The sequence below is a fragment of the Paraburkholderia sp. FW306-02-B genome (assembly GCF_058782725.1).
The window spans coordinates 346,703-368,420 of the sequence record NZ_JBYSXZ010000001.1 but is presented as its reverse complement, the minus strand read 5'-3'; the positions used below and the strand labels follow the sequence as shown (position 1 = coordinate 368,420).

Below are 21,718 nucleotides of genomic sequence, written 5' to 3'. Positions count from 1 at the left end.
CGGCGGCTCTACCCTGATCCGCCGCTCTTCCGCTAACGAAACAGACGCACCTAATCGCACCTAATCGCACGCAATCCCGCACGCAATCGAACCGCACACATGCCATGACCGATCACACCATGCGCCTTTCCGGCCTCGAGCCATTCAACGTCACGTCCGGGACGCTCTTCATCAACGTCGGTGAACGCACCAACGTGACCGGCTCGAAGGCGTTCGCGCGAATGATCCTGAACAACCAGTTCGACGAGGCGCTCGCCGTCGCGCGCCAGCAGGTCGAGAACGGCGCGCAGGTCATCGACGTCAACATGGACGAGGCGATGCTCGATTCGAAAGCGGCAATGGTGCGCTTCATGAATCTGATCGCATCGGAGCCGGACATCGCGCGCGTGCCGATCATGATCGACTCGTCGAAGTGGGAAGTGATCGAAGCGGGCCTGAAGTGCGTGCAAGGCAAGGCGATCGTCAACTCGATCTCGCTGAAGGAAGGCGAAGAGGCGTTCCGTCATCACGCGAACCTGATTCGCCGCTACGGCGCGGCAGCTGTGGTGATGGCGTTCGACGAACAAGGCCAGGCCGACACGTTCGAACGCAAGACGCAGATCTGCAAGCGCTCGTACGATTTCCTCGTGAACGAAGTCGGCTTCCCGCCGGAAGACATCATTTTCGATCCGAACATCTTCGCCATTGCGACCGGTATCGAAGAACACAACAACTACGCCGTCGACTTCATCAACGCGACGCGCTGGATCAAGGAAAACCTGCCGTACGCGAAGATCAGCGGCGGCGTGTCGAACGTGTCGTTCTCGTTCCGCGGCAACGATCCGGTGCGCGAAGCGATTCACACCGTGTTTCTCTATCACGCGATCCAGGCGGGGATGGACATGGGCATCGTCAACGCTGGCCAGCTCGGCGTGTATGCCGATCTCGATCCCGAACTGCGCGAGCGCGTCGAAGACGTGGTGTTGAATCGCCGCGAGGATGGCACCGACCGTCTGCTGGAAATCGCCGACAAGTTCAAGACCGGCGCCGCGAAGAAGGAAGAGAACCTCGAGTGGCGCAACCAGCCGGTCGAGAAGCGCCTGTCGCATGCGCTGGTGCACGGCATTACGAACTTCATCGTTGAAGACACGGAGGAAGTGCGCGCGACGATCGCCGCGGCCGGCGGCCGTCCGATCAACGTGATCGAAGGTCCGCTGATGGACGGCATGAATATCGTCGGCGACCTGTTCGGTCAGGGCAAGATGTTCCTGCCGCAGGTCGTGAAGTCGGCCCGCGTGATGAAGCAGGCGGTCGCGCATCTGATCCCGTACATCGAAGAAGAAAAGAAGCTGCTCGCCGAAGCCGGCGCCGACGTGCGCGCGAAGGGCAAGATCGTCATCGCCACGGTGAAGGGCGACGTGCACGACATCGGCAAGAACATCGTGTCGGTGGTGCTTCAGTGCAATAACTTCGAAGTGGTCAACATGGGCGTGATGGTCTCGTGTAACGACATTCTCGCGAAGGCGAAGGTCGAAGGCGCGGACATCATCGGCTTGTCCGGTCTGATTACGCCTAGCCTGGAAGAGATGGCCTACGTCGCGTCGGAAATGCAGCGCGACGACTACTTCCGTATCAAGAAGATTCCGCTGCTGATCGGCGGCGCGACCACCTCGCGCGTGCACACCGCAGTGAAGATCGCGCCGCACTACGAAGGCCCGGTGGTGTACGTGCCCGACGCGTCGCGCTCGGTCTCCGTGGCGTCGAGCCTGCTGTCCGACGAAGGCGCGGCCAGGTACGTGGACGACCTGAAAGCCGACTACGACCGCATCCGCGATCAGCACGCGAACAAGAAAGCCCAGCCGATGGTCACGCTCGCCGAAGCCCGGGCGAACAAGACCAAGGTCGATTGGGCGAGCTACCAGCCGGTCAAGCCGAAGTTCATCGGCCGCCGCGTGTTCAGGAACTTCGATCTGAACGAACTGGCGAACTACATCGACTGGGGTCCGTTCTTCCAGACCTGGGATCTGGCCGGTCCCTATCCGGCGATCCTGAACGACGAGATCGTCGGCGAATCGGCGCGGCGCGTGTTTTCCGACGGCAAGTCGATGCTCGCGCGCCTGATCCAGGGCCGCTGGCTGCAGGCTAACGGCGTGATCGCGCTGTTGCCGGCCAACACGGTGAACGACGACGACATCGAAATCTATACCGACGAATCCCGCTCTGAAGTCGCACTGACATGGCGCAACCTGCGCCAGCAAAGCGTGCGGCCAGTGGTGGACGGCGTGATGCGGCCGAACCGGTCGCTCGCCGACTTCATCGCGCCGAAGGATTCGGGCGTGGCCGACTACATCGGCATGTTCGCGGTCACGGCGGGTCTGGGCGTCGACGTGAAGGAAAAGCAGTTCGAGAAAGATCACGACGACTACAGCGCGATCATGCTGAAGGCGCTCGCCGACCGCTTCGCCGAGGCCTTCGCCGAAGCGATGCACGCCCGCGTGCGGCGCGACCTGTGGGGCTACGCGAACACCGAAACCCTCTCCAACGACGACCTGATCGCCGAAAAGTACGCCGGCATCCGCCCGGCGCCAGGCTACCCGGCCTGCCCGGACCACCTGGTCAAGCGCGACATGTTCGACGTGCTGCAGGCCACCGAAATCGGCATGAGTGTGACCGAATCGCTGGCGATGCTGCCGGCGGCGAGCGTCTCCGGCTTCTATCTGGCGCACCCGGACAGCACCTATTTCTCGGTCGGCAAGATCGGCCAGGATCAGTTGGAAGACTACGCAAAACGCATGTCGCTGTCGAAAACGGACGCCGAACGGGCGCTGGCGCCATTGCTGTAAGCCTTGCGTGGCGGGAAACCCACTATATCGGGCGTGAAAGGCTGAATATTTGCGGCAGTGTAATTTTCGGCTTTGTAGACTGAAATAGCTTTACCCCGCCAGACGCAGCCAAAACGCGTCGGCTGATCTAATTGCAATCGTCAACGGAGAAAATCGTATGAAGAAGCTGACGCTGTTATTGACTGCTGTTTCGCTTGCCGCAGGCGCTTCTGTGGCGCTGGCTCAACCCGCCGCTCCGAACGGCTCCAGCGCGGTCAGTTCGTATTCACCACCCACAGAGAAGCACGTCAAGAAACCCAAGAAACAGAAAATGAAGAAGGGTGCGTCGGCGCCTATGGCCGCACCGGCGGACGCCGCCAGCCAGTAATCAGCACAGCGCGAACAGCCCGCTCGTTCAGGCCTGTGAAAAGCAAAGAGCCCGCACGAAGCGGGCTCTTTGTCTTGACACATAATTTATCGGCACATCAGGGTCTGCGGCGTGAGGCGTGCCGCACGCCGCGACCGGCGGGCAGGCCCGGACTCAGAGGCCCCAGACGATATCCGCGTTTTCCTTCTGCGCCGCACGCAGCATGTCGAGAAACGGATACGCGCGCTGCGCGAGTCCCGGCGGAATCTCATGAGGCTCGTGGCCTTCTTCGCCTTCGTGAAAATGTCCGTCGTGCTCGGCGCGCTCCTGCTTGTCGGTACTGATGGCCGATTCGAGTTTCGTGATCGCAATACCCAGTTCGTCGTGGGTAATGACGCCACGCTCACCCAGTCGCTTGCCGACGATGCCGACGAGGTACTGAGCGAGATTCTCCAGCATCACCACGTCCGGAGCAGCGCGACATTTGAAAGTAATCAGCATGACTGTTCCCTTTTTCGTTATGTTGGATCGACGCGCGAGCGGCTGTACGGCCACCGCCGGCGCGCGTTTCGTTGACTCGCCGATCAGGCACGGCGGCCACGGCCCTTAGTGGGCATGTCATTGAACATATTAGCACCTGCTAAAATCCGTCTGGACGGAAAAGCGCGCCGCCCTATGCCGCGCGGCTTGACGAAGGTGGCATGGCTGGGCCTGCTGGCCACGGTCTGCTTGCAGCCGCTGCATGCCGCCGCGCACCGTGCCAGCAGCGGCGCAGGTAATGTGCCTGATACCGCGCCCGACCGGCCTACCCGACGTATCCTGTCGGGCGCGTCGCCGCTTTCCACGCCTTTGACGAATCGGCTGCGCCTGCCGCGGCGGCCGGCGCCTCTTCCGCATCACCGGATTGCCTCACTGGACTCGCAACAAGCATGCTGCCTGCACATAAACATACCCTCGAAACACTGCTCGCCGACACGGTGAAGCAAGTAGCGCAAGCGTCCCAGGACGCAAGCGAAGCCACGTTCGTTGCGCCCGCGATCACGTTGGAGCGACCCAAAGTCGCCGCGCACGGCGACGTCGCCTGCAACGTGGCGATGCAACTCGCCAAGCCGCTGCGCGCCAACCCGCGCCAGCTGGCCCAACAGATCGTCGACGCGCTGCTCGCGCAGCCGCAAGCCAAGGGGCTCGTGGAAGCCGCCGAAGTGGCCGGCCCCGGCTTCATCAACCTGCGCCTCGCGGCCGCCGCCAAGCAGGCGGTGATCGCCGCCGTATTCGCCGAAAAGAACGCGTTCGGCCGGTCGCAGCGCGACGCCGGCAAGCATGTGCTGATCGAATTCGTGTCGGCCAACCCGACCGGCCCGCTGCACGTCGGCCATGGCCGTCAGGCGGCGCTCGGCGATGCGCTTTCGAACGTGCTGGCCTCGCAAGGCTATGACGTGCACCGCGAGTTCTATTACAACGACGCCGGCGTGCAGATCCACACGCTCGCCGTGTCGACCCAGGCGCGCGCCCGCGGCCTCGCTCCCGGCGACGCCGGCTGGCCGGCATCGGCGTACAACGGCGAGTACATCGCCGAGATCGCGCAAGACTATCTGAACGGCGTCACGGTTGCCGCGAGCGACGGCGAGCCGGTCACGGGCGCTCGCGACATCGAAGACCTGGACGCGATCCGCCGCTTTGCGGTCGCGTACCTGCGCCGCGAGCAGGACATGGACTTGCAGGCGTTCGGCGTGAAGTTCGACCAGTACTATCTGGAGTCTTCGCTGTACAAGGAAGGCCGCGTCGAGAAGACGGTCGAGGCGCTGATCGCCGCCGGCAAGACCTATGAACAGGAAGGCGCGCTATGGCTGCGCACCACCGACGACGGCGACGACAAAGACCGCGTGATGCGCAAGACCGACGGCACCTACACGTACTTCGTGCCGGACGTCGCCTATCACGTCGCCAAGTGGGAACGCGGCTTCACCAAGGTCATCAACATCCAGGGCTCGGACCACCACGGCACGATCGCGCGCGTGCGCGCCGGCCTGCAAGGCCTCGGCATCGGCATTCCGAAGGGCTATCCGGACTACATCCTGCACAAGATGGTCACGGTGATGCGCAACGGCGAAGAAGTGAAGATCTCGAAGCGCGCCGGCAGCTATGTGACGGTGCGCGACCTGATCGAATGGTCGGGCGGCGCGACGCCGGGCTCGGAAGCCGCCGTCGATCTGATCGACGAAGAGACCATTCGCCGCGGCCGCGACGCCGTGCGCTTCTTCCTGATCTCGCGCAAGGCCGACACCGAATTCGTGTTCGACATCGACCTCGCGCTGAAGCAGAACGACGAAAATCCGGTGCATTACGTGCAGTATGCGCATGCGCGGATCTGCTCGGTCATCGCCGAGTGCAAGGTGCGCTACAACACCGACGAGAGCACGCTGGCCGGGGTGGACGTGTCGCCGCTCACCAGCGAACGCGCCATGGCCTTGCTGAACAAGCTCGCCGAATTCCCGGACATGCTGCAGCATGCCGCCGACGAACTCGCGCCGCACGCGGTCGCGTTCTACTTGCGCGATCTCGCCGGGGAATTCCACTCGTTCTACAATGACAAAGCCGAGCGCGTGCTGGTCGACGATGCAGCCGAACGCAATGCACGCGTCGCACTGCTCGCGGCCACGCGCCAGGTGCTGGCCAACGGTCTTGCAACGATCGGCGTCTCCGCTCCCGTCAAGATGTAAGTCCTCCGGCGCGTACCGACACGATTCGCACGCGGCCGTCGTTATAATCGACGGCCGTTCCAGGATTCTTTTTGCAGGTGATTTATACGATGGCAAAACCACGCCGCACAACAAAGCAATCGAAACAAACCGGGGGCACTTTTCTCGGCATCGTGCTGGGCCTGATCGTCGGCCTTGCGATCGCGGTAGTGGTGGCGCTGTATATCACCCGTGCGCCCACGCCGTTCGTCTCGAAGGTAGCGCCGCCCGCGGCGTCCGATTCCGGCGCAAGCCAGCCGCAATACGATCCGAACCGTCCGCTGCAAGGCAAGACGCCGGGCCAGCCGGTGCCGCAATCCGCGCAGCCTGCGCCGCCGAACACCGCACCGGGCCAGACCACCTCGCAGACGCAGTCGGGCATGCTGGAAGAACCGCAGATCGTCGAGGTGCCGCCGTCGAACGGTAGTGCAAACGGCAATGCGAACGGCACCGCGGTCGCGCCGAAGCCCGCGCAGGAAAACGGCACCGCCGCGCCGGCGAAAAAGCCGCAAGTCAGCAGCGCGCCGCCCGCCACCGCGGCTACGTCGGCACCGAAGGGCTCGTCGTCCACGACGGTTGCCAACGTCAAACCGGGTTCGAATGGGGCGCCCGCGCCTGGCGATGCCAATACCGGCTACTTCCTGCAAGTGGGTGCTTACAAGACCGCGGCCGATGCCGAGCAGCAGCGCGCGCGCCTCGCCTTCCAGGGCTTCGAATCGAAGGTCACGCAGCGCGATGCGGGCGGCGTCACGTACTACCGCGTGCGCATCGGGCCGTTCTCGAAGTTCGAAGACATGAATTCGAGCCGCCAGCGCCTGTCTGACGCGGGTGTGGACACCGCCGTGATCCGCTTTACGAAACAATGAGCAAACAATAATCAAACCGTGATTAGCTGTACCGCGCTGCCGCCGAACTATCGGCGCGCGGCGCGAGTCACAAGCACAACAGACGACTGATACGTCTAACGCCGAATTTGAAAGCAGTGGCGGGCATTTGCGTGGCGCCATCGCTTTACCGCCTACCTGGGTCAACACGACATGAAAAAACTGCTGAGCATTCTGTTCCTCTCGCTGGGCCTCGTCGCCGCCACAGCGCACGCATCGCCGACCGCTCCGGTGTCCGGCAAAGACTTCACCGTGCTGTCGGCGCCGCAGACCACCGATGCGCCGGCCGGCAAGATCGAAGTCACCGAATTCTTCTGGTACGGCTGCCCGCACTGCAACGAATTCGACCCGTACCTGGAAGCCTGGGTCAAGAAGCAAGGTCCGGACGTCGTGTTCAAGCGCGTGCCGGTCGCCTTCCGCGACGACTTCATTCCGCACTCGAAGCTGTACCACGCTGTCGACGCACTCGGCCTCGCGCAACAGCTCACGCCGAAGATCTTCAACGAAATCCACGTCAACAAGAACTACCTTCTGACGCCGGAAGATCAGGCCAAATTCCTCGCGAAGAACGGCGTCGATTCGAAGAAGTTCATGGACGCGTACAACTCGTTCTCGACGCAAAGCGCGCTGCAAAAAGACAAGAAGCTGATGGAAGACTACAAGATCGACGGCGTACCGACCCTGGCTGTGCAAGGCAAGTATGAAACCGGTCCGGCCGCGACCAACAGCCTGCCGGGCACGATCCAGGTGCTCGACTACCTGGTGCAGCAAGTCCGCTCCAAGAAGATGTAACGTCAAAGGCGCCGGAATGAGCTCCCCTCTGAAGGTTTTCATTACCGGCGCATCGAGTGGCATCGGCCTCGCGCTCGCCGCCGAATATGCGCGGCGCGGCGCGATTCTCGGCCTCGTTGCCCGTCGCGGCGACGCACTCGCCGCCTTCAAGCAGTCCCATCCGCAAAACGCCGTCTCCACCTATTCCGTCGACGTCCGCGACGCCGAGGCGCTCGCCGAAGCGGCTGAACAGTTCATCGCGCAGCACGGTTTGCCGGACGTCGTGATCGCCAATGCCGGCATCAGCCGCGGCGCGGTCACCGGCCACGGCGATCTGCGCACCTTCCGCGAAGTGATGGACGTCAATTACTTCGGCATGGTCGCCACCTTCGAGCCGTTCGCCGCTGCGATGGTCGCCGCGAAGAAAGGCACGCTGGTCGGTATCGCCAGCGTGGCCGGCGTGCGCGGCTTGCCGGGGTCCGGCGCGTACAGCGCGTCGAAGTCGGCGGCGCTCAAGTATCTCGAGGCGTTGCGTGTCGAAATGCGGCCGTTGGGCGTCGGCGTGGTCACCATCGCGCCCGGCTATATCCGCACACCGATGACCGAGCATAACCCGTACGCCATGCCGTTTCTAATGGATGCCGACCGCTTCGCGGTCAAGGTCGCGCAGGCAATCGAACGGCAAACCGCCTTCGCGGTGTTCCCGTGGCAGATGCGCATCGGGGCCATGCTGCTGCACGTACTGCCGCACTGGCTCTACGACCGCGTCTTTGAACGCGCGCCGCGCAAGCCCCGCGCCGTCACCAAGTAAAACATGCAGCCGCGTGCGCTCGATGCAGCCGGCGTCGCGCACGAATTGGCCAGTGCCGACGCGCGCATCGTCTCGCTGGTGCCGAGCATCACCGAATTGCTGTTCGCGCTGGGGCTCGACAGGCAGATCGTCGGGCGCACCGGCTTTTGCGTGCATCCGCACGACAAGGTGCGGCGGGTGCGCAAAGTCGGCGGCACCAAGGCCGTGAATATCGACGCGATTCGCGCGTTGCGTCCCACCCATCTGATCGTCAATATCGACGAAAACGAGCGCGATACCGTCGATCAGTTGCGCGCGTTCGTGCCGCATATCGTCGTCACCCATCCGCAGACGCCGCAAGACAATCTCTCGCTGTACACGCTGTTCGGCGCGATCTTCGAGCGCGAGCAGGAAGCCCGGCGCTTGAGCGCGGCGCTCGAAGCGCGCCTGCGCGAAGCCGCGGCGCATGCGTTCCCCGCTCAGAACGTGCTGTATCTGATCTGGCGCGAACCATGGATGACAGTCGCGCGCGACACCTACATCGCCGCGATGCTGCGGCTCGTGAACTGGCGGACCCTGCCTGACGTGTACGGCGGAGCGGCAGGCGCCGCGCGCTACCCCACACTCGACTTCGACCGTGCGCCGTGGCTTGCCGAGGTCGACCGCATACTGCTTTCCAGCGAGCCGTATCGCTTCACGCAGGCCCATTGCGACACGCTGAAACGCGATCCGCGGCTGGCCGGCAAGCGCATCGAGTTGATCGATGGCGAGCTGGTGTCGTGGTACGGCGTGCGCGCGATCGACGGCATCGGCTATCTGCTGCGCCGCGCCGCTGCGGCATGAGGTGCGGCATTGAGGGCGCGCACCGAGCGGCGGCATGGCACGGCCGCGCTGAGCACCCGTACCCTAAGTCCATATGGATATGCGGATTAAGTTGTTGTCGCCGCAACCACCCTTCGATAAGCTTTCGCGAAGGCCGAGGCGCGCGGGGATTGGCCGGTATTGCAGCACCCAAACCATGCGCCAGCGCCGGAAACGTATCACAATAAAGACGACGGCCACCGGTTGCCGGCTGCCCGTCGCCCGTCACCGGAACATAACCACACAACCAGACGCACTGCCTGACTGCGCTCGTTATGGGAGATCCTATGCGCTTCAAACTGCTCGCAGCCGCCGTACTGTTCACGGCGCCCGCGCTCGTGCTCGCCAAACCGCTGACCGTCTGTACCGAGTCGAGCCCGGATGGCTTCGATGTCGTGCAGTTCAACTCGCTAGTGACGACCAATGCGTCGGCCGACGTAATCTTCAATTCGCTGGTCTCGTACGACGAGGCCGCGAAGAAAGTGGTGCCGGCGCTCGCCGACAAATGGGACGTGAGCGCCGACGGCCTCGGCTACACGTTCCACCTGCGCCCGAACGTGCAGTTCCAGACCACCGACTATTTCAAACCCACCCGCGCACTGAACGCCGACGACGTCGTCTTCACGTTCGACCGCATGCTGAACGACAGCAATCCGTGGCACAAGGTGGCGGGCGCGAGCGGCTTCCCGCATGCGCAATCGATGGGTCTGCCGAAGCTGATCAAGGCCATCAGCAAGATCGACGACAACACCGTCAAGTTCGAACTGAACGCGCCGGACGCAACCTTCGTGTCGATCCTGACGATGGGTTTTGCGTCGATTTATTCCGCCGAATACGCCGACCAGTTGCTCAAGGCCGGCAAGCAGGCCGACCTGAACGCGAAGCCGGTCGGCACGGGTCCGTTCGAGCTGAAGAGCTACACGAAAGACGCGGTGATCCGCTACGACGTGAATCCGGCCTACTGGGGTCCGAAGCCGAAGATCGACCGCCTGATCTATGCAATCACGCCCGACGCCACCGTGCGCGCGCAGAAGGTAAAGGCGGGTGAATGCCAGATCGCGTTGTCGCCGAAACCGCAGGATCTCGCCGAAGCGAAGAGCGACAAGTCGCTCGCCATCGTGCAAACGCCCGCCTTCATGACCGCATTCGTCGCGCTGAATACGCAGAAGAAGCCGCTCGACAACCAGAAGGTCCGTGCGGCGCTGAACATGGCGTTCGACCGCACGACGTACCTGAAGGCGATCTTCGACAACACCGCGACGGCGGCCGTCAATCCGTATCCGCCGAACACGTGGAGCTACGACAAAGGCGTGAAGGCGTGGCCGTACGATCCCGCGAAGGCGAAGAAACTGCTCGCGGACGCGGGCTATCCGAACGGCTTCGAAACGACGATCTGGGTGCGTCCGAACGGCAGCGTGCTGAATCCGAATCCGAAGGCCGGCGCCGAACTGCTGCAAGCCGACTTCGCGAAGATCGGCGTGAAGGCCGACGTGAAGGTGATCGAATGGGGCGAGCTGATCAAGCAGGCCAAGCTTGGCCAGCATGACACGCTGTTCATGGGCTGGGCCGGCGACAACGGTGATCCGGATAACTACCTGTCGCCGCTCTTCAGCTGCAACGCGGTGAAGTCGGGCATCAACTTCGCGCGCTTCTGCGATCAGGATCTGGACAAGCTGATCGCCGACGGCAAGGCCACGCCGGATCAAGCCAAACGCGCGAAGGCGTATGAACAGGCGCAACAGATCATTCACGATCAGGCGCTGTGGATTCCGCTGGGCTATCCGACCGCCGCGGCGATCACGCGTACGAACGTGAGCGGCTATCACGTGAGTCCGTTTGGACGGCAAAGCTTTGCGACGGTGGCGGTGCAGTAAAGCGGTGCATTAAGCGTCAGCCACACCACAAAAAAAGCCCGGTTGCGAAAGCACCGGGCTTTTTTTATCTACTGACGAACGTGATCACGCCGAAAACCGGATCACGCCATCCGCATCATGCGTGCGCTTCAATTCACCCGCGAGCCACAGCAGATGCAAGTGAGCCAACGCCTCGCCCATCGCAAACGTCATCTGGTGAATATCGAGTTCGCGCTTGAACATCAGCGGCACGATGTCCGCCGCGCTCCGCGGCTTCTGCGCACACGCCTCGCGCACTTCGGCCAGACGCGCGTCGTGATGCTCGCGCAATTGCGTAATGCGCGTGCGCACGCCGCGAAACGGCTTGCCGTGCGACGGCAGCACGAGCGTGTCCTCCGGCATCGTTTCATAGCGGTCGAGCGATTCGAGGTACAGCGCGAGCGGCGAGCCTTCCGGTTCCATGTCGAACACCGACACGTTGGTCGAAATGCGCGGCAGCACCATGTCGCCGGAAATCAGCACGCCTGTCTCTTCGCAGTACAGCGCGCAGTGTTCCGGCGCATGGCCATAACCGGTCACCACATGCCACGTTTTACCGCCGATCTTCACCGCATCCGCTTCGCGCAGCCGCCGATACTGGCTGGGAATCGCCGGCACGAGGCTCGCGTAGTAGCTCTTGCGATTGCGCAGCTTCTCGAGCGACGCCTCATCGTTCACGCCATGCCGCGCGAAGTGGCGCGCCGCGCCCTCGCCGCCCGCATTGGAGCCGTCGCCGGCCGCCATCACGCGGGCCTGCATGTATTCGCCAAGCGTCATCCACAGCCGCACGTCCCAGCGCTGCTTGTCGCCGCCCGCGCAGATCCAGTGCGCGAGGCCGATGTGATCCGGATGACAATGCGTGACGATCACGCGCAACACCGGCAGGCCGTCGAGCACCGAGTCGAACACTTTCTCCCAGTTCTCCTTGATCGTGTCCGACGTAATGCCGCAATCGACCACCGTCCAGCCTTGCTGACCGTCGATTTCATCGCGTAGCAGCCAGAGGTTGATGTGGTCGAGCGCGAATGGCAGCGGCATGCGCAGCCAGAACACTCCTTGCGCGACTTCCATCGCGTGGCCCGGTTCGGGCAAGGTGTCTTTGAACGGATAGTCGAGTTGATGTTCGAGGGCATTCATTGTGAGTGTCTTCCTCCGTCGGCCGTCCGGCATGACGAGGTATGCGATGCCGGGCGGCGTGGTTGCGGCACGGTTGGGGCACATTCAAGTGCCGTAGTTGCGCCGTGGTTGCGTTCTGCTCAAGTTGACGATAACGTAAACGTCGATTCTATCGTTCAATCCGATTTTCTGCCCGGCCACGGGATGCCCCGATGAATACGCAATACACGATCACCGAGCTTGCGCGGGAATTCGACGTGACGCCGCGCGCGATCCGCTTCTATGAAGATCAGGGTTTACTCTCACCGAGCCGCGAGGGATCGAGCGGCTTGCGGCGCGTCTATTCGGGCCGCGACAGAACCCGCCTGAAGCTGACGTTGCGTGGCAAACGGCTCGGCTTCACGCTGTCGGAAATCCGCGATCTGCTGGACGTTTACGAATCGCCGACCGACACCGTGCCGCAATTGCACGCGTTCCTCGCAACGGTGGCCCGGCATCGCGAGATACTCGAACGTCAGCTGGAAGACCTGAACGCGACGCTCGAAGACCTCGCGCAATACGAAGCACAAGCGCGTGCACTACTCGAAAACGGCGCACGCCAGGCCAAGCCTGCATGAGCAGGCACGAGCCGAATATTTTTTGCCGAAAGTTAAGCCGGTTAAGGCATGCCAAACTGCAGCATTGAGCGGAGATAGTCTGAAAGTCGGCGAACGCCGGACAACGCGCGGGATGCGCGACGGCGCGAGCCGAGCGGCGCGATGCGTCGCAGGCCCACCCGGGCGATACAATCCCGGGTGTCTTCACGACATGGGACGAATGCACGGTCGACATGAATCACTTCCCCAAACTGCTGTCGTCGCAGATCGGCTTTGACGTCGCGCAGACGATGCTCGAAGGCTTCGATCGGCACTACCGGATCTTCCGCGACGCCGCGATCCATGCCAAGACACTCTTCGAAGCCGCCGACTGGCACGGCCTGCAAAAGCTCGCGCGCGAGCGCATCACCTCGTATGACGAACGCGTCGAGGAATGCGTCGAACTGCTCGAAGACGAATACGACGCGGAAAACATCGACGATGAAATCTGGCAGCAAATCAAGCTGCACTACATCGGCCTCCTGACCACGCACCGGCAACCCGAGTGCGCGGAGACGTTTTTCAATTCGGTGTGCTGCAAGATTCTGCACCGCTCGTATTTCAACAACGACTTCATTTTCGTGCGCCCGGCGATCTCGACCGAATACATCGAGAACGACGAGCCGGCCGCGAAGCCGACCTATCGTGCGTATTACCCCGGCAAGGACGGTCTTGCCGCGACGCTCGAGCGCATCGTCACGAACTTCCAGCTGGAGCCGCCGTTCGAAGACCTGACGCGCGACGTCGGTTGCGTGATGCAGGCGATCCACGACGCGTTCGGCGTCTTCGACGAAGCGCCCAACTTCCAGATTCACGTGCTGTCGTCGCTGTTCTATCGGAACAAATCGGCGTATATCGTCGGACGGATCATCAACGGCGACCTGCTGCTGCCGTTCGCGGTGCCGCTGCGTCATGTGAAGCCGGGCTTGCTCGCACTCGATACGGTGCTGCTCAAACGCGAGCAGTTGCTGATCATCTTCAGCTTCTCGCATTCGTACTTCCTCGTGGATATGGAAGTGCCGTCCGCGTACGTCGAGTTTCTCGGCACGATCATGCAGGGCAAACCGAAGGCGGAAATCTACACGTCGGTCGGCTTGCAGAAACAGGGCAAGAATCTGTTCTATCGCGATCTGCTGCACCACCTGTCGCATTCGAGCGATCAGTTCATCATCGCGCCCGGCATCAAGGGGCTCGTGATGCTGGTGTTCACGCTGCCGTCGTTTCCGTACGTGTTCAAGCTGATCAAAGACAGCTTCCCGCCGCCGAAGGAAACCACCCGCGCGCAGATCAAGGAAAAGTATCAGCTCGTCAAACGGCACGACCGCTTGGGCCGCATGGCCGACACGCTCGAATATTCGAGCGTCGCGTTGCCGGTCTCGCGCCTCGATGAGGCGCTGGTGCGCGAACTCAAAAAGGAAGTGCCCTCGCTGATCGAATACGACGGCGGCAATCTGGTGATTCGCCATATGTATATCGAACGCCGGATGGTGCCGCTCAATCTGTTCCTGCAAAACGGCACCGAGGAAGACATCGATCACGGCATCAAGGAATACGGCAACGCGGTGAAGGAGCTGATGCAGGCAAACATCTTCCCCGGCGACATGCTGTACAAGAATTTCGGCGTGACGCGTCACGGGCGCGTCGTGTTCTACGACTACGATGAAATCGAATATCTGACCGACTGCAACGTGCGCGCGGTGCCGGCGCCACGTCACGAGGAAGACGAAATGTCAGGCGAGCCGTGGTACTCGGTCGGCCCGCACGATATCTTCCCGGAAACGTACGGCACGTTTTTGCTCGGCGACCCACGCGTGCGCCATTCCTTCATGCAGCATCACGCGGACTTTTTCGATCCTGCGTTGTGGCAACGGCACAAGGATCATTTACTAAAAGGCGAACTGCCCGACTTTTTCCCGTACGAAAGCAGCGTGCGCTTTTGCATCCGCTATCCGGAACGCTTCACCGACGCGGTTTCCGCGCTATCGGATACGTCGGATACCTCGGGTATGCAAGCAGATCGGCGCACCGTGCGCGTGGCGTGAACATCACGCGCCGCGAGCATCTTTGAATGCATCGTCCGAACCTTATGTAACGACACCGACCGGTCAATCGGTCGAGCCACCGCCCAGACGCACCATGAACACAAACGCTTCTCCCCTTCCCAATCCGCTCGCGCATCTGTTCGACAACAACGACGCGTGGGTGGCCCGCAAGCTGTCCGAAGACCCGGAATACTTCTCGCGTCTCGCGCACCAGCAAACGCCAGAATACCTGTGGATCGGCTGCTCCGATTCGCGCGTGCCGGCCAATCAGATCATCGGCCTGCCGCCGGGCGAAGTGTTCGTGCACAGAAACATCGCCAACGTGGTGGTGCATACGGATCTGAACTGCCTGTCGGTGATCCAGTTCGCCGTCGACCTGCTGAAGGTCAAGCACATCATGGTGGTCGGCCACTATGGCTGCTCCGGCGTCGGGGCGGCGCTGCACGGCCGTCGCGTGGGTCTGGCCGATAACTGGCTGCATCACGTGCAGGACGTGCGCACCAAGCATGCCGCGCTGCTCGAGGAATGGCCGCTCGGCGAAGCGCGCCATCGGCGTCTGGTCGAGCTGAACACGATCGAGCAGGTGGTCAACGTGTGCCGCACCACCATCGTCAACGACGCGTGGGCGCGCGGCCAGGAACTGACCGTGCACGGTTGGGTGTATGGCGTGCACGACGGCAAGGTGCGCAATCTCGGCATGACGATCGGCGAACCGGGCGCGCTCGATCCGACCTATCGGAATTGCGTCGCGGCAGTGTCGGCAAGCCGCGCGCACAAAGCGGACAACGACGTGGTCGCGGCCGACGCGGCCCAGCTCGGCGATGTGCCGGCGATCGTCGAAGGTGTGTTCAAGGAGTTTAGAAATGAGTGAGACAAACATGAGCGAGACTAAGTCCGATCCGATCGTGATCGTTTCCGTAGCCCGCACGCCGATGGCGGCATTTCAGGGCGATTTCGCTTCGCTGACGGCGCCGCAGTTGGGTTCGGTCGCGATCGAAGCCGCGGTGCAACGCGCGGGCCTGAAGCCCGAGCAGATCGACGAAGTGGTGATGGGCTGCGTGCTGCCCGCCGGTCTCGGCCAGGCGCCCGCACGTCAGGCCGCATTGGGCGCAGGCTTGCCGTTGAGCACCGGCAGCACCACCGTCAACAAGATGTGCGGTTCCGGCATGCGCGCGGCGATGTTCGCGCACGACATGCTGGCCGCGGGTTCGGTCGACGTGATTGTCGCGGGCGGTATGGAGAGCATGACGAACGCGCCGTACCTGCTGCCGAAAGCGCGTGGCGGCATGCGCATGGGCCACGCTCAGGTGATCGACCACATGTTCTACGACGGTCTCGAAGATGCGTACGAGAAAGGCCGCTTGATGGGCACCTTCGCCGAGGAATGCGCGACGTCGTTCGATTTCACGCGTGAAGCGCAGGATGCGTTCGCCGTCGAGTCGTTGAATCGTGCGAAGCGCGCGAACGAAGACGGCTCGTTCGCGTGGGAAATCGCACCGGTGAAAATCGAAAGCCGCAAAGGCGCAGTCACCATCGATCACGACGAGCAGCCGTTCAAAGCGAATCTCGAGAAAATTCCCACGCTCAAGCCCGCGTTCAGCAAAACCGGCACGGTGACGGCGGCGAATTCGTCGTCGATTTCGGACGGCGCCGCGGCGCTCGTGATGATGCGCGAATCGACGGCGAAGCGCCTGGGCGTCGAGCCGATCGCGCGCGTGGTCGGCCATTCGACCTTCGCGCAGGAGCCGGCGAAGTTCACTACTGCGCCGGTCGGCGCGATCCGCAAGCTGTTCGAGAAGAACGGCTGGCGCGCGGACGAAGTCGATCTGTATGAGGTCAACGAAGCGTTCGCGGTGGTGACGATGGCCGCGATGAAGGAACACCATCTGCCGCACGACAAGGTCAACGTGAACGGTGGCGCATGTGCGCTCGGCCATCCGATCGGCGCATCGGGCGCGCGGATTCTCGTCACGCTGATCGGCGCGCTGAAACAGCGCGGCGGCAAGCGCGGTGTCGCCACGCTGTGCATCGGCGGCGGCGAAGCGACCGCGATGGGTATCGAACTGGTTTGACGCGTTGTTGGACACGATGAAGGCTTGAGGTGATTCGATGAAGACAGTGTTGATCGTCGGTGCGTCACGCGGCATCGGCCGGGAATTTGTGCGGCAGTACAAGAAGAGTGGCTGGCGCGTGCTGGCCACCGCGCGCGATGGCGCCGCGCTCGACGCGCTGACCGGGCTCGGCGCGGAAACCTTCCCGGTCGACGTCACCGTGCCCGAAGAAATCGCCGCGCTCGGCTGGAAGCTCGACGGCGAACGGCTCGACGCGGCGGTGCTGGTCTCGGGCGTGTACGGCCCGCGCACCGAAGGCGTCGAGACAATCAGCGCCGAAGACTTCGATCACGTGATGAGCACCAACGTGCGCGGTCCGATGCAATTGATGCCGATCCTCTTGCCGCTCGTCGAGGAAGCCGGTGGCGTGTTCGCGGTGGTCTCGAGCAAGATGGGCAGCATCGGCGATGCAAGCGGCACGAGCGGCTGGCTGTATCGCGCGAGCAAGGCGGCGCTGAACGACGCGCTGAAGATCGCATCGCTGGAAGCGAAGCGCGCAACCTGTATCTCGCTGCATCCAGGCTGGGTACGCACCGACATGGGCGGCGCCCAGGCCGCGATCGATCCGGCGCGCAGCGTGACCGGCATGCGTGAAGTGCTCGCGCAGGCCGCGGCCGGGCACGAATCGTTCAACGGCCGCTTCTACCAATATGACGGCACACCGCTCGACTGGTGAGGAGACAAGACGATGGTGCTTGATCAGGACCACCTGATGGTCCGCGACGCGGTGCGCACTTTCGTGCGCGACGCGGTGACGCCGCACGCAGCGCTTTGGGACCGCGAGCGCACCTTCCCGAAGGACGTGCATCGCCAGCTCGCCGAACTTGGCGCGTACGGCGTGCTGGTGCCCGAAGCGTACGGCGGCGCCGGCATGGACGCGCTGGCGCTCGCGCTGATCCTCGAAGAAATCGCCGCGGGCGACGGCGGCACGTCGACGGCGATCTCCGTCAACAACTGTCCGGTATGCAGCATCCTGCTGACCTACGGCAACGACGCGCAGAAGCGCGACTGGCTCACGCCGCTCGCACGCGGCGAGATGCTCGGCGCGTTTTGTCTGACCGAACCGCAAGCGGGCTCGGACGCGTCCGCGCTGCGCACCACGGCCACCCGCGACGGCGACGCATACGTGCTGAACGGCGTCAAACAGTTCATTACGAGCGGCAAGAACGGCAACGTCGCGATCGTGATGGCGGTGACCGACAAGGCGGCGGGCAAGCGCGGCATCAGTGCGTTTATCGTGCCGACCGATACCAACGGTTACGTCGTCGCGCGCGTCGAGGACAAGCTCGGCCAGCATTCGTCGGACACCGCGCAAATCATCTTCGAAGATTGCCGTGTGCCGGCGGCGAATCTGATCGGCGCGGAAGGTGAAGGCTATCGGATTGCGCTGTCGGGGCTCGAAGGCGGGCGCATCGGCATCGCTGCGCAAAGCGTCGGTATGGCGCGCGCCGCGTTCGAAGCGGCGTTGAGCTATGCGAAGGAACGCGAAAGCTTCGGCCAGCCGCTGTTTTCGCACCAGGCTGTGCAGTTCCGTCTCGCCGATATGGCGACGCAACTCGAAGCGGCGCGCCAGTTGATCTGGCACGCGGCTTCCCTGAAAGACGCCGGTCTGCCGTGTTTAACCGAAGCCGCCATGGCCAAGCTGTTCGCGTCGGAAGCGGCCGAGCGTATCTGTTCGGCGGCGCTGCAGATTCACGGCGGCTATGGCTATCTGAGCGATTTCCCTGTCGAACGTATTTACCGCGATGTGCGCGTGTGCCAGATCTACGAAGGCACCAGCGACATCCAGAAGATCCTGATCGCACGCGGTCTTGACTGAACGTCTGATGAATAAGCCATTGTTGCCGGTACAACGACCTTCCGACTGTCCCTGCGGCGGCGCTGCCCCCGATCAGCGCAGCACGCTCAAGGCGCCCCGCTTCGCAGCATGCTGTGGCCGGTACATCGACGGCGGCGAAGCGGCGCCGCGCGCGCTCGAACTGATGCGCTCGCGTTACAGCGCCTATGTGGTGGGCGCAACGGATTACCTGCGCGCGACCTGGGCACCGCACACCTGCCCGGCCGACCTCGACACCGACCCTGCCGCACCCGACGCGCCGCGTTGGCTCGGACTCCAGATCAAGGCGTTCGCCGAAAGCGATGCTGAGCACGCCACGGTGGAATTTGTCGCACGCTATAAGGTGGGTGGCCGCGCGCATCGGCTGCACGAGTTGAGCCGCTTTGTACGCGGCGAGGACGGACGCTGGCGTTATGTCGATGGCGACGTGAGCGAATAGCACAAATCCTTTCTGCGCCTTACAGCGCAACATGAGGACCAGCGCGAAGGACACCTTAAAGCACATTATGTGCAGACTTAATAGCGACGTCACATATGGCCCTCAAACGAGGGCCTTTTTTCATGTTGGCTCTACGCCACAGCGCGTTCGTGCGCCGAGTGGCGCAGCGATTCCTTCGTGGAGCCAATCACCGCCGGAGCGCCGGTCCGGCGGCCCCATCCCCCCGTTCCCCACACGGCAATTATTTCGTCGCGGGTTCTCCTTGATTGCACAAAACAAAATTGTCGTGCCAGGATGAGGCCGTAGGTTTGTGACGCCACGTTGCGAGGGCCGGTCGATATCGGTTCCGCAAAATGCGCCGGCGCCCTGCCGATAACCCGGTGTCCCGGTTCGGCGGCGGTTCCAGGCAGCATGATGTGGCGCTCATCATCGACGCGTGGGGTCGCGTCGGCCGTTTGGGTTCATCCCGTGCGATCTCGATTAGCGTGCGTGCGCTTGACGCACTACGTACGCGAGTGTGTTTTTGTCTGTCGAAAATGCCGACGAAAGGCAAATGTCAGCAATGGCTTTCGACAGACAGACACCACGGCGTTCAGGACAGATTTTTGAAGCAGGTACGTTAATGGTGTTCAGCAAGGTTCTGACGAAGTGTGCGGTGATCTGTGCAACGGCGACGTGCGCTGTCGCACTCGCGCATGCCGACCCGCTCGCCGACACCCAGGCGGGACCGCTGACCCGCGCTCACGTACCGCGCATTGCGCTGGACGACGACGTCTATCTGCCGAGCGCCGGCCTCAACGAACAGATTGTGCGAGTACCGGTCAACGCTGCCGGCTCGATCACGCTCGAAACGACGATCTACAAACCGGACGGCGCAGGCCCGTTCCCGATGATCGTCTTCAACCACGGCAAGATCCCTGGCGACCCGCGCACACAGGAACGCAGCGACCCGCGGCCGTTCGCGCGTGAATTCGTGCGGCGCGGCTACGTGGTGGTGGCGCCGAACCGCCAGGGCTTCGGCCATTCGGACGGCGTCTATCAGCAGGATGGCTGCGATGTCGAGCGCAACGGCATCAGCCAGGCCGGCGACGTGGCCGCGACGATCGACTACATGTCGAAGCAGCCGTACGTGGATGCGACGCACATCGTGGTGGCCGGAACCTCGCACGGCGGGCTGGCGACGATGGCTTACGGCACCGAGGCTGCACCGGGCGTTCGGGCATTGATCAATTTCTCCGGCGGTTTGCGGCAGGACGCGTGCGCCGACTGGCAGGGCAACTTGACGCGCGCCTTCGGCGCATATGGTGAGAAGACCAGGGTGCCGTCGCTGTGGTTGTACGGCGAAAACGATTCGGTCTGGACGCAGTCTTTGGTGGCCGGCATGTATGCCGCTTTTGCCGAGCATGGTGCGAGCGCCAAGATGGTGGATTTCGGCAATTACAAGAACGACGCGCACCGGTTGGTCGGCGATCGCGATGGCGTGCAGGTTTGGTGGCCTGCAGTCGAGGCATTCCTCGCACGGGCGGGGATGCCTACCGGCGTGCAATATCGCGTGTCTGATCCTTCTTTGCCGAAGGCTAGCGGGTTTGCTGCTGTCGATGCGGTCGATGCCGTGCCGTTTGTCGACGAAACTGGACGCAATGGGTATCGGAATTTCTTGCATCAGTATCCTAGCCGGGCTTTTGCGGTTTCGGATTCGGGCGCCTGGTCCTGGGCCGAGGGCGGCGATGATCCTATGACGGTGGCAATTGCTAATTGCCAGAAGCAGAGTTCGGCGCCTTGCCGGTTATATGCGGTAAACAACTCCGTTGTGTGGGGGACCCAGTCTTCGCAGACGGCTAGTGGCGGTGATGGTTCTTCTTCTGGCGCTGCCGAGGGGCGTAGGGCTATTGCTAGCCGGGAGTAGGTTTTTTGCCTGCTCGGCGCTTTGGGTTGTACGCCTGCGGTGTTGGCCTTTCCTCGATTTCTTAGTGGTCTGTTAGCTTCGCCCCCGTGCTGTTTGCCTGCTCGGCGCTTTTTGGCTGTGTGCCTGCGGTGTTGGCCTTTCCTTGATTTCTTAATGGTCTGTTAGCTTCGCCCCTGTGCTGTTTGCCTTCGCAGCGCTTATTGTCTGTGTGCCTGCGGTGTTGGCCTTTCCTTGATTTCTTAATGGTCTATTAGCGTCGCCCCTGTGCGGGGCAGGCACTTACTTTCTTTGCCACCGCAAAGAAAGTAAGCAAAGAAAGCGGCTTTACACCGCTGCTAAGCGGGTCCCCTGGCTTGGAGGAGGCAGTGGAGCATCTGGAATCGGTGCCCTCGCACATTCAGCCCTGGTGACAAGGCAGTCATACTTCCGGCGACGCTGCGCGCGCCGACGCGGTACTTCTCAAAACCGCCAGGCGCCGGTGGCGCCTTATTGGCGCATCTTCTCCGCATGTAGCTCCCCTGCGCCGAG

General features: G+C 62.7%; 18 protein-coding genes. 16 read left to right on the top strand and 2 right to left on the bottom strand.

Features of this window, described 5'->3' with window-relative positions; translation table 11 throughout:
• Positions 1-53: 53 nt before the first annotated feature.
• Together metH and AC3WOG_RS01575 are read left to right on the top strand one after the other, a co-directional pair.
• Positions 54-2,822, top strand: coding sequence for a methionine synthase (gene metH, locus AC3WOG_RS01580; RefSeq protein WP_492579686.1), 2,769 nt, complete (start codon positions 54-56; stop codon positions 2,820-2,822).
• A gap of 157 nt (positions 2,823-2,979) precedes the next feature.
• Complete coding sequence (locus AC3WOG_RS01575) at positions 2,980-3,189, top strand: acid-shock protein (RefSeq protein ID WP_341313403.1); 210 nt, start codon at positions 2,980-2,982, stop codon at positions 3,187-3,189.
• Positions 3,190-3,342: 153 nt separating this feature from the next.
• Here AC3WOG_RS01575 and AC3WOG_RS01570 read toward each other — a convergent pair whose 3' ends face one another.
• The gene (locus AC3WOG_RS01570) at positions 3,343-3,669 is read right to left on the bottom strand and encodes a DUF1840 domain-containing protein (RefSeq protein WP_492576336.1); all 327 of its coding nucleotides are present in this window, start codon (positions 3,667-3,669) and stop codon (positions 3,343-3,345) included.
• Positions 3,670-4,097: 428 nt separating this feature from the next.
• Between AC3WOG_RS01570 and argS the strand changes: the two genes are divergently transcribed.
• The 6 genes from argS to AC3WOG_RS01540 all read left to right on the top strand — a co-directional run bounded on the left by argS (position 4,098) and on the right by AC3WOG_RS01540 (position 11,086).
• Entirely contained in the window at positions 4,098-5,888 is a 1,791-nt protein-coding gene (gene argS / locus AC3WOG_RS01565; RefSeq protein WP_492576335.1) for an arginine--tRNA ligase, read from the top strand.
• Positions 5,889-5,959: 71 nt separating this feature from the next.
• Positions 5,960-6,772 (top strand): SPOR domain-containing protein, encoded by an 813-nt coding sequence (locus AC3WOG_RS01560; RefSeq protein ID WP_492576334.1) that lies wholly within the window; start codon positions 5,960-5,962, stop codon positions 6,770-6,772.
• 171 nt (positions 6,773-6,943) lie between these two features.
• Positions 6,944-7,582: a thiol:disulfide interchange protein DsbA/DsbL gene (locus AC3WOG_RS01555; protein ID WP_492576333.1), complete on the top strand. Its 639-nt coding sequence runs from the start codon at positions 6,944-6,946 to the stop codon at positions 7,580-7,582.
• Positions 7,583-7,598: 16 nt separating this feature from the next.
• Positions 7,599-8,372, top strand: coding sequence for an SDR family oxidoreductase (locus AC3WOG_RS01550; protein ID WP_492576332.1), 774 nt, complete (start codon positions 7,599-7,601; stop codon positions 8,370-8,372).
• Positions 8,373-8,375: 3 nt separating this feature from the next.
• Complete coding sequence (locus AC3WOG_RS01545; RefSeq protein ID WP_492576331.1) at positions 8,376-9,194, top strand: helical backbone metal receptor; 819 nt, start codon at positions 8,376-8,378, stop codon at positions 9,192-9,194.
• A 305-nt stretch (positions 9,195-9,499) separates the two neighbouring features.
• Entirely contained in the window at positions 9,500-11,086 is a 1,587-nt protein-coding gene (locus AC3WOG_RS01540) for an ABC transporter substrate-binding protein (RefSeq protein ID WP_492576330.1), read from the top strand.
• Positions 11,087-11,170: 84 nt separating this feature from the next.
• On the opposite strand, the gene AC3WOG_RS01535 is transcribed toward AC3WOG_RS01540, so the two are convergent.
• Entirely contained in the window at positions 11,171-12,241 is a 1,071-nt protein-coding gene (locus tag AC3WOG_RS01535; RefSeq protein ID WP_492576329.1) for an MBL fold metallo-hydrolase, read from the bottom strand.
• 191 nt (positions 12,242-12,432) lie between these two features.
• Between AC3WOG_RS01535 and AC3WOG_RS01530 the strand changes: the two genes are divergently transcribed.
• The 8 genes from AC3WOG_RS01530 to AC3WOG_RS01495 all read left to right on the top strand — a co-directional run bounded on the left by AC3WOG_RS01530 (position 12,433) and on the right by AC3WOG_RS01495 (position 21,190).
• Positions 12,433-12,837 carry a MerR family transcriptional regulator gene (locus tag AC3WOG_RS01530; protein WP_492576328.1) on the top strand — a complete coding sequence of 135 codons (405 nt, stop codon included), beginning with the start codon at positions 12,433-12,435 and terminating at the stop codon, positions 12,835-12,837.
• A gap of 212 nt (positions 12,838-13,049) precedes the next feature.
• Positions 13,050-14,897: a bifunctional isocitrate dehydrogenase kinase/phosphatase gene (gene aceK / locus AC3WOG_RS01525; RefSeq protein ID WP_492576327.1), complete on the top strand. Its 1,848-nt coding sequence runs from the start codon at positions 13,050-13,052 to the stop codon at positions 14,895-14,897.
• A 94-nt stretch (positions 14,898-14,991) separates the two neighbouring features.
• Positions 14,992-15,768: a carbonate dehydratase gene (can, locus tag AC3WOG_RS01520; protein ID WP_492576326.1), complete on the top strand. Its 777-nt coding sequence runs from the start codon at positions 14,992-14,994 to the stop codon at positions 15,766-15,768.
• Positions 15,761-16,969 carry an acetyl-CoA C-acetyltransferase gene (locus tag AC3WOG_RS01515; protein ID WP_492576325.1) on the top strand — a complete coding sequence of 403 codons (1,209 nt, stop codon included), beginning with the start codon at positions 15,761-15,763 and terminating at the stop codon, positions 16,967-16,969. Before can ends, AC3WOG_RS01515 begins: the two co-directional genes overlap by 8 nt.
• A gap of 37 nt (positions 16,970-17,006) precedes the next feature.
• On the top strand, positions 17,007-17,684 hold the full coding sequence (locus tag AC3WOG_RS01510; RefSeq protein ID WP_492576324.1) for an SDR family oxidoreductase: 678 nt from the start codon (positions 17,007-17,009) through the stop codon (positions 17,682-17,684).
• A 12-nt stretch (positions 17,685-17,696) separates the two neighbouring features.
• The gene (locus AC3WOG_RS01505; RefSeq protein WP_492576323.1) at positions 17,697-18,827 is read left to right on the top strand and encodes an acyl-CoA dehydrogenase family protein; all 1,131 of its coding nucleotides are present in this window, start codon (positions 17,697-17,699) and stop codon (positions 18,825-18,827) included.
• A gap of 7 nt (positions 18,828-18,834) precedes the next feature.
• A complete protein-coding gene (locus AC3WOG_RS01500; protein ID WP_492576322.1) occupies positions 18,835-19,284 on the top strand; it encodes a YchJ family protein in 450 nt (149 codons plus the stop codon).
• 622 nt (positions 19,285-19,906) lie between these two features.
• The gene (locus AC3WOG_RS01495; RefSeq protein WP_492579685.1) at positions 19,907-21,190 is read left to right on the top strand and encodes a dienelactone hydrolase family protein; all 1,284 of its coding nucleotides are present in this window, start codon (positions 19,907-19,909) and stop codon (positions 21,188-21,190) included.
• The last annotated feature ends 528 nt before the right edge of the window (positions 21,191-21,718 follow it).

What these genes read in the sequence shown, in the direction of transcription:
- AC3WOG_RS01575 (WP_341313403.1), top strand. Translation starts at nt 2,980, where the DNA reads ATGAAGAAGCTGACGCTGTTATTGACTGCTGTTTCGCTTGCCGCAGGC.
- AC3WOG_RS01570 (WP_492576336.1), bottom strand. Translation starts at nt 3,669, where the DNA reads ATGCTGATTACTTTCAAATGTCGCGCTGCTCCGGACGTGGTGATGCTG.
- argS (WP_492576335.1), top strand. Translation starts at nt 4,098, where the DNA reads ATGCTGCCTGCACATAAACATACCCTCGAAACACTGCTCGCCGACACG.
- AC3WOG_RS01555 (WP_492576333.1), top strand. Translation starts at nt 6,944, where the DNA reads ATGAAAAAACTGCTGAGCATTCTGTTCCTCTCGCTGGGCCTCGTCGCC.
- AC3WOG_RS01550 (WP_492576332.1), top strand. Translation starts at nt 7,599, where the DNA reads ATGAGCTCCCCTCTGAAGGTTTTCATTACCGGCGCATCGAGTGGCATC.
- AC3WOG_RS01545 (WP_492576331.1), top strand. Translation starts at nt 8,376, where the DNA reads ATGCAGCCGCGTGCGCTCGATGCAGCCGGCGTCGCGCACGAATTGGCC.
- AC3WOG_RS01540 (WP_492576330.1), top strand. Translation starts at nt 9,500, where the DNA reads ATGCGCTTCAAACTGCTCGCAGCCGCCGTACTGTTCACGGCGCCCGCG.
- AC3WOG_RS01535 (WP_492576329.1), bottom strand. Translation starts at nt 12,241, where the DNA reads ATGAATGCCCTCGAACATCAACTCGACTATCCGTTCAAAGACACCTTG.
- AC3WOG_RS01530 (WP_492576328.1), top strand. Translation starts at nt 12,433, where the DNA reads ATGAATACGCAATACACGATCACCGAGCTTGCGCGGGAATTCGACGTG.
- aceK (WP_492576327.1), top strand. Translation starts at nt 13,050, where the DNA reads ATGAATCACTTCCCCAAACTGCTGTCGTCGCAGATCGGCTTTGACGTC.
- can (WP_492576326.1), top strand. Translation starts at nt 14,992, where the DNA reads ATGAACACAAACGCTTCTCCCCTTCCCAATCCGCTCGCGCATCTGTTC.
- AC3WOG_RS01515 (WP_492576325.1), top strand. Translation starts at nt 15,761, where the DNA reads ATGAGTGAGACAAACATGAGCGAGACTAAGTCCGATCCGATCGTGATC.
- AC3WOG_RS01510 (WP_492576324.1), top strand. Translation starts at nt 17,007, where the DNA reads ATGAAGACAGTGTTGATCGTCGGTGCGTCACGCGGCATCGGCCGGGAA.
- AC3WOG_RS01505 (WP_492576323.1), top strand. Translation starts at nt 17,697, where the DNA reads ATGGTGCTTGATCAGGACCACCTGATGGTCCGCGACGCGGTGCGCACT.
- AC3WOG_RS01500 (WP_492576322.1), top strand. Translation starts at nt 18,835, where the DNA reads ATGAATAAGCCATTGTTGCCGGTACAACGACCTTCCGACTGTCCCTGC.
- AC3WOG_RS01495 (WP_492579685.1), top strand. Translation starts at nt 19,907, where the DNA reads ATGGTGTTCAGCAAGGTTCTGACGAAGTGTGCGGTGATCTGTGCAACG.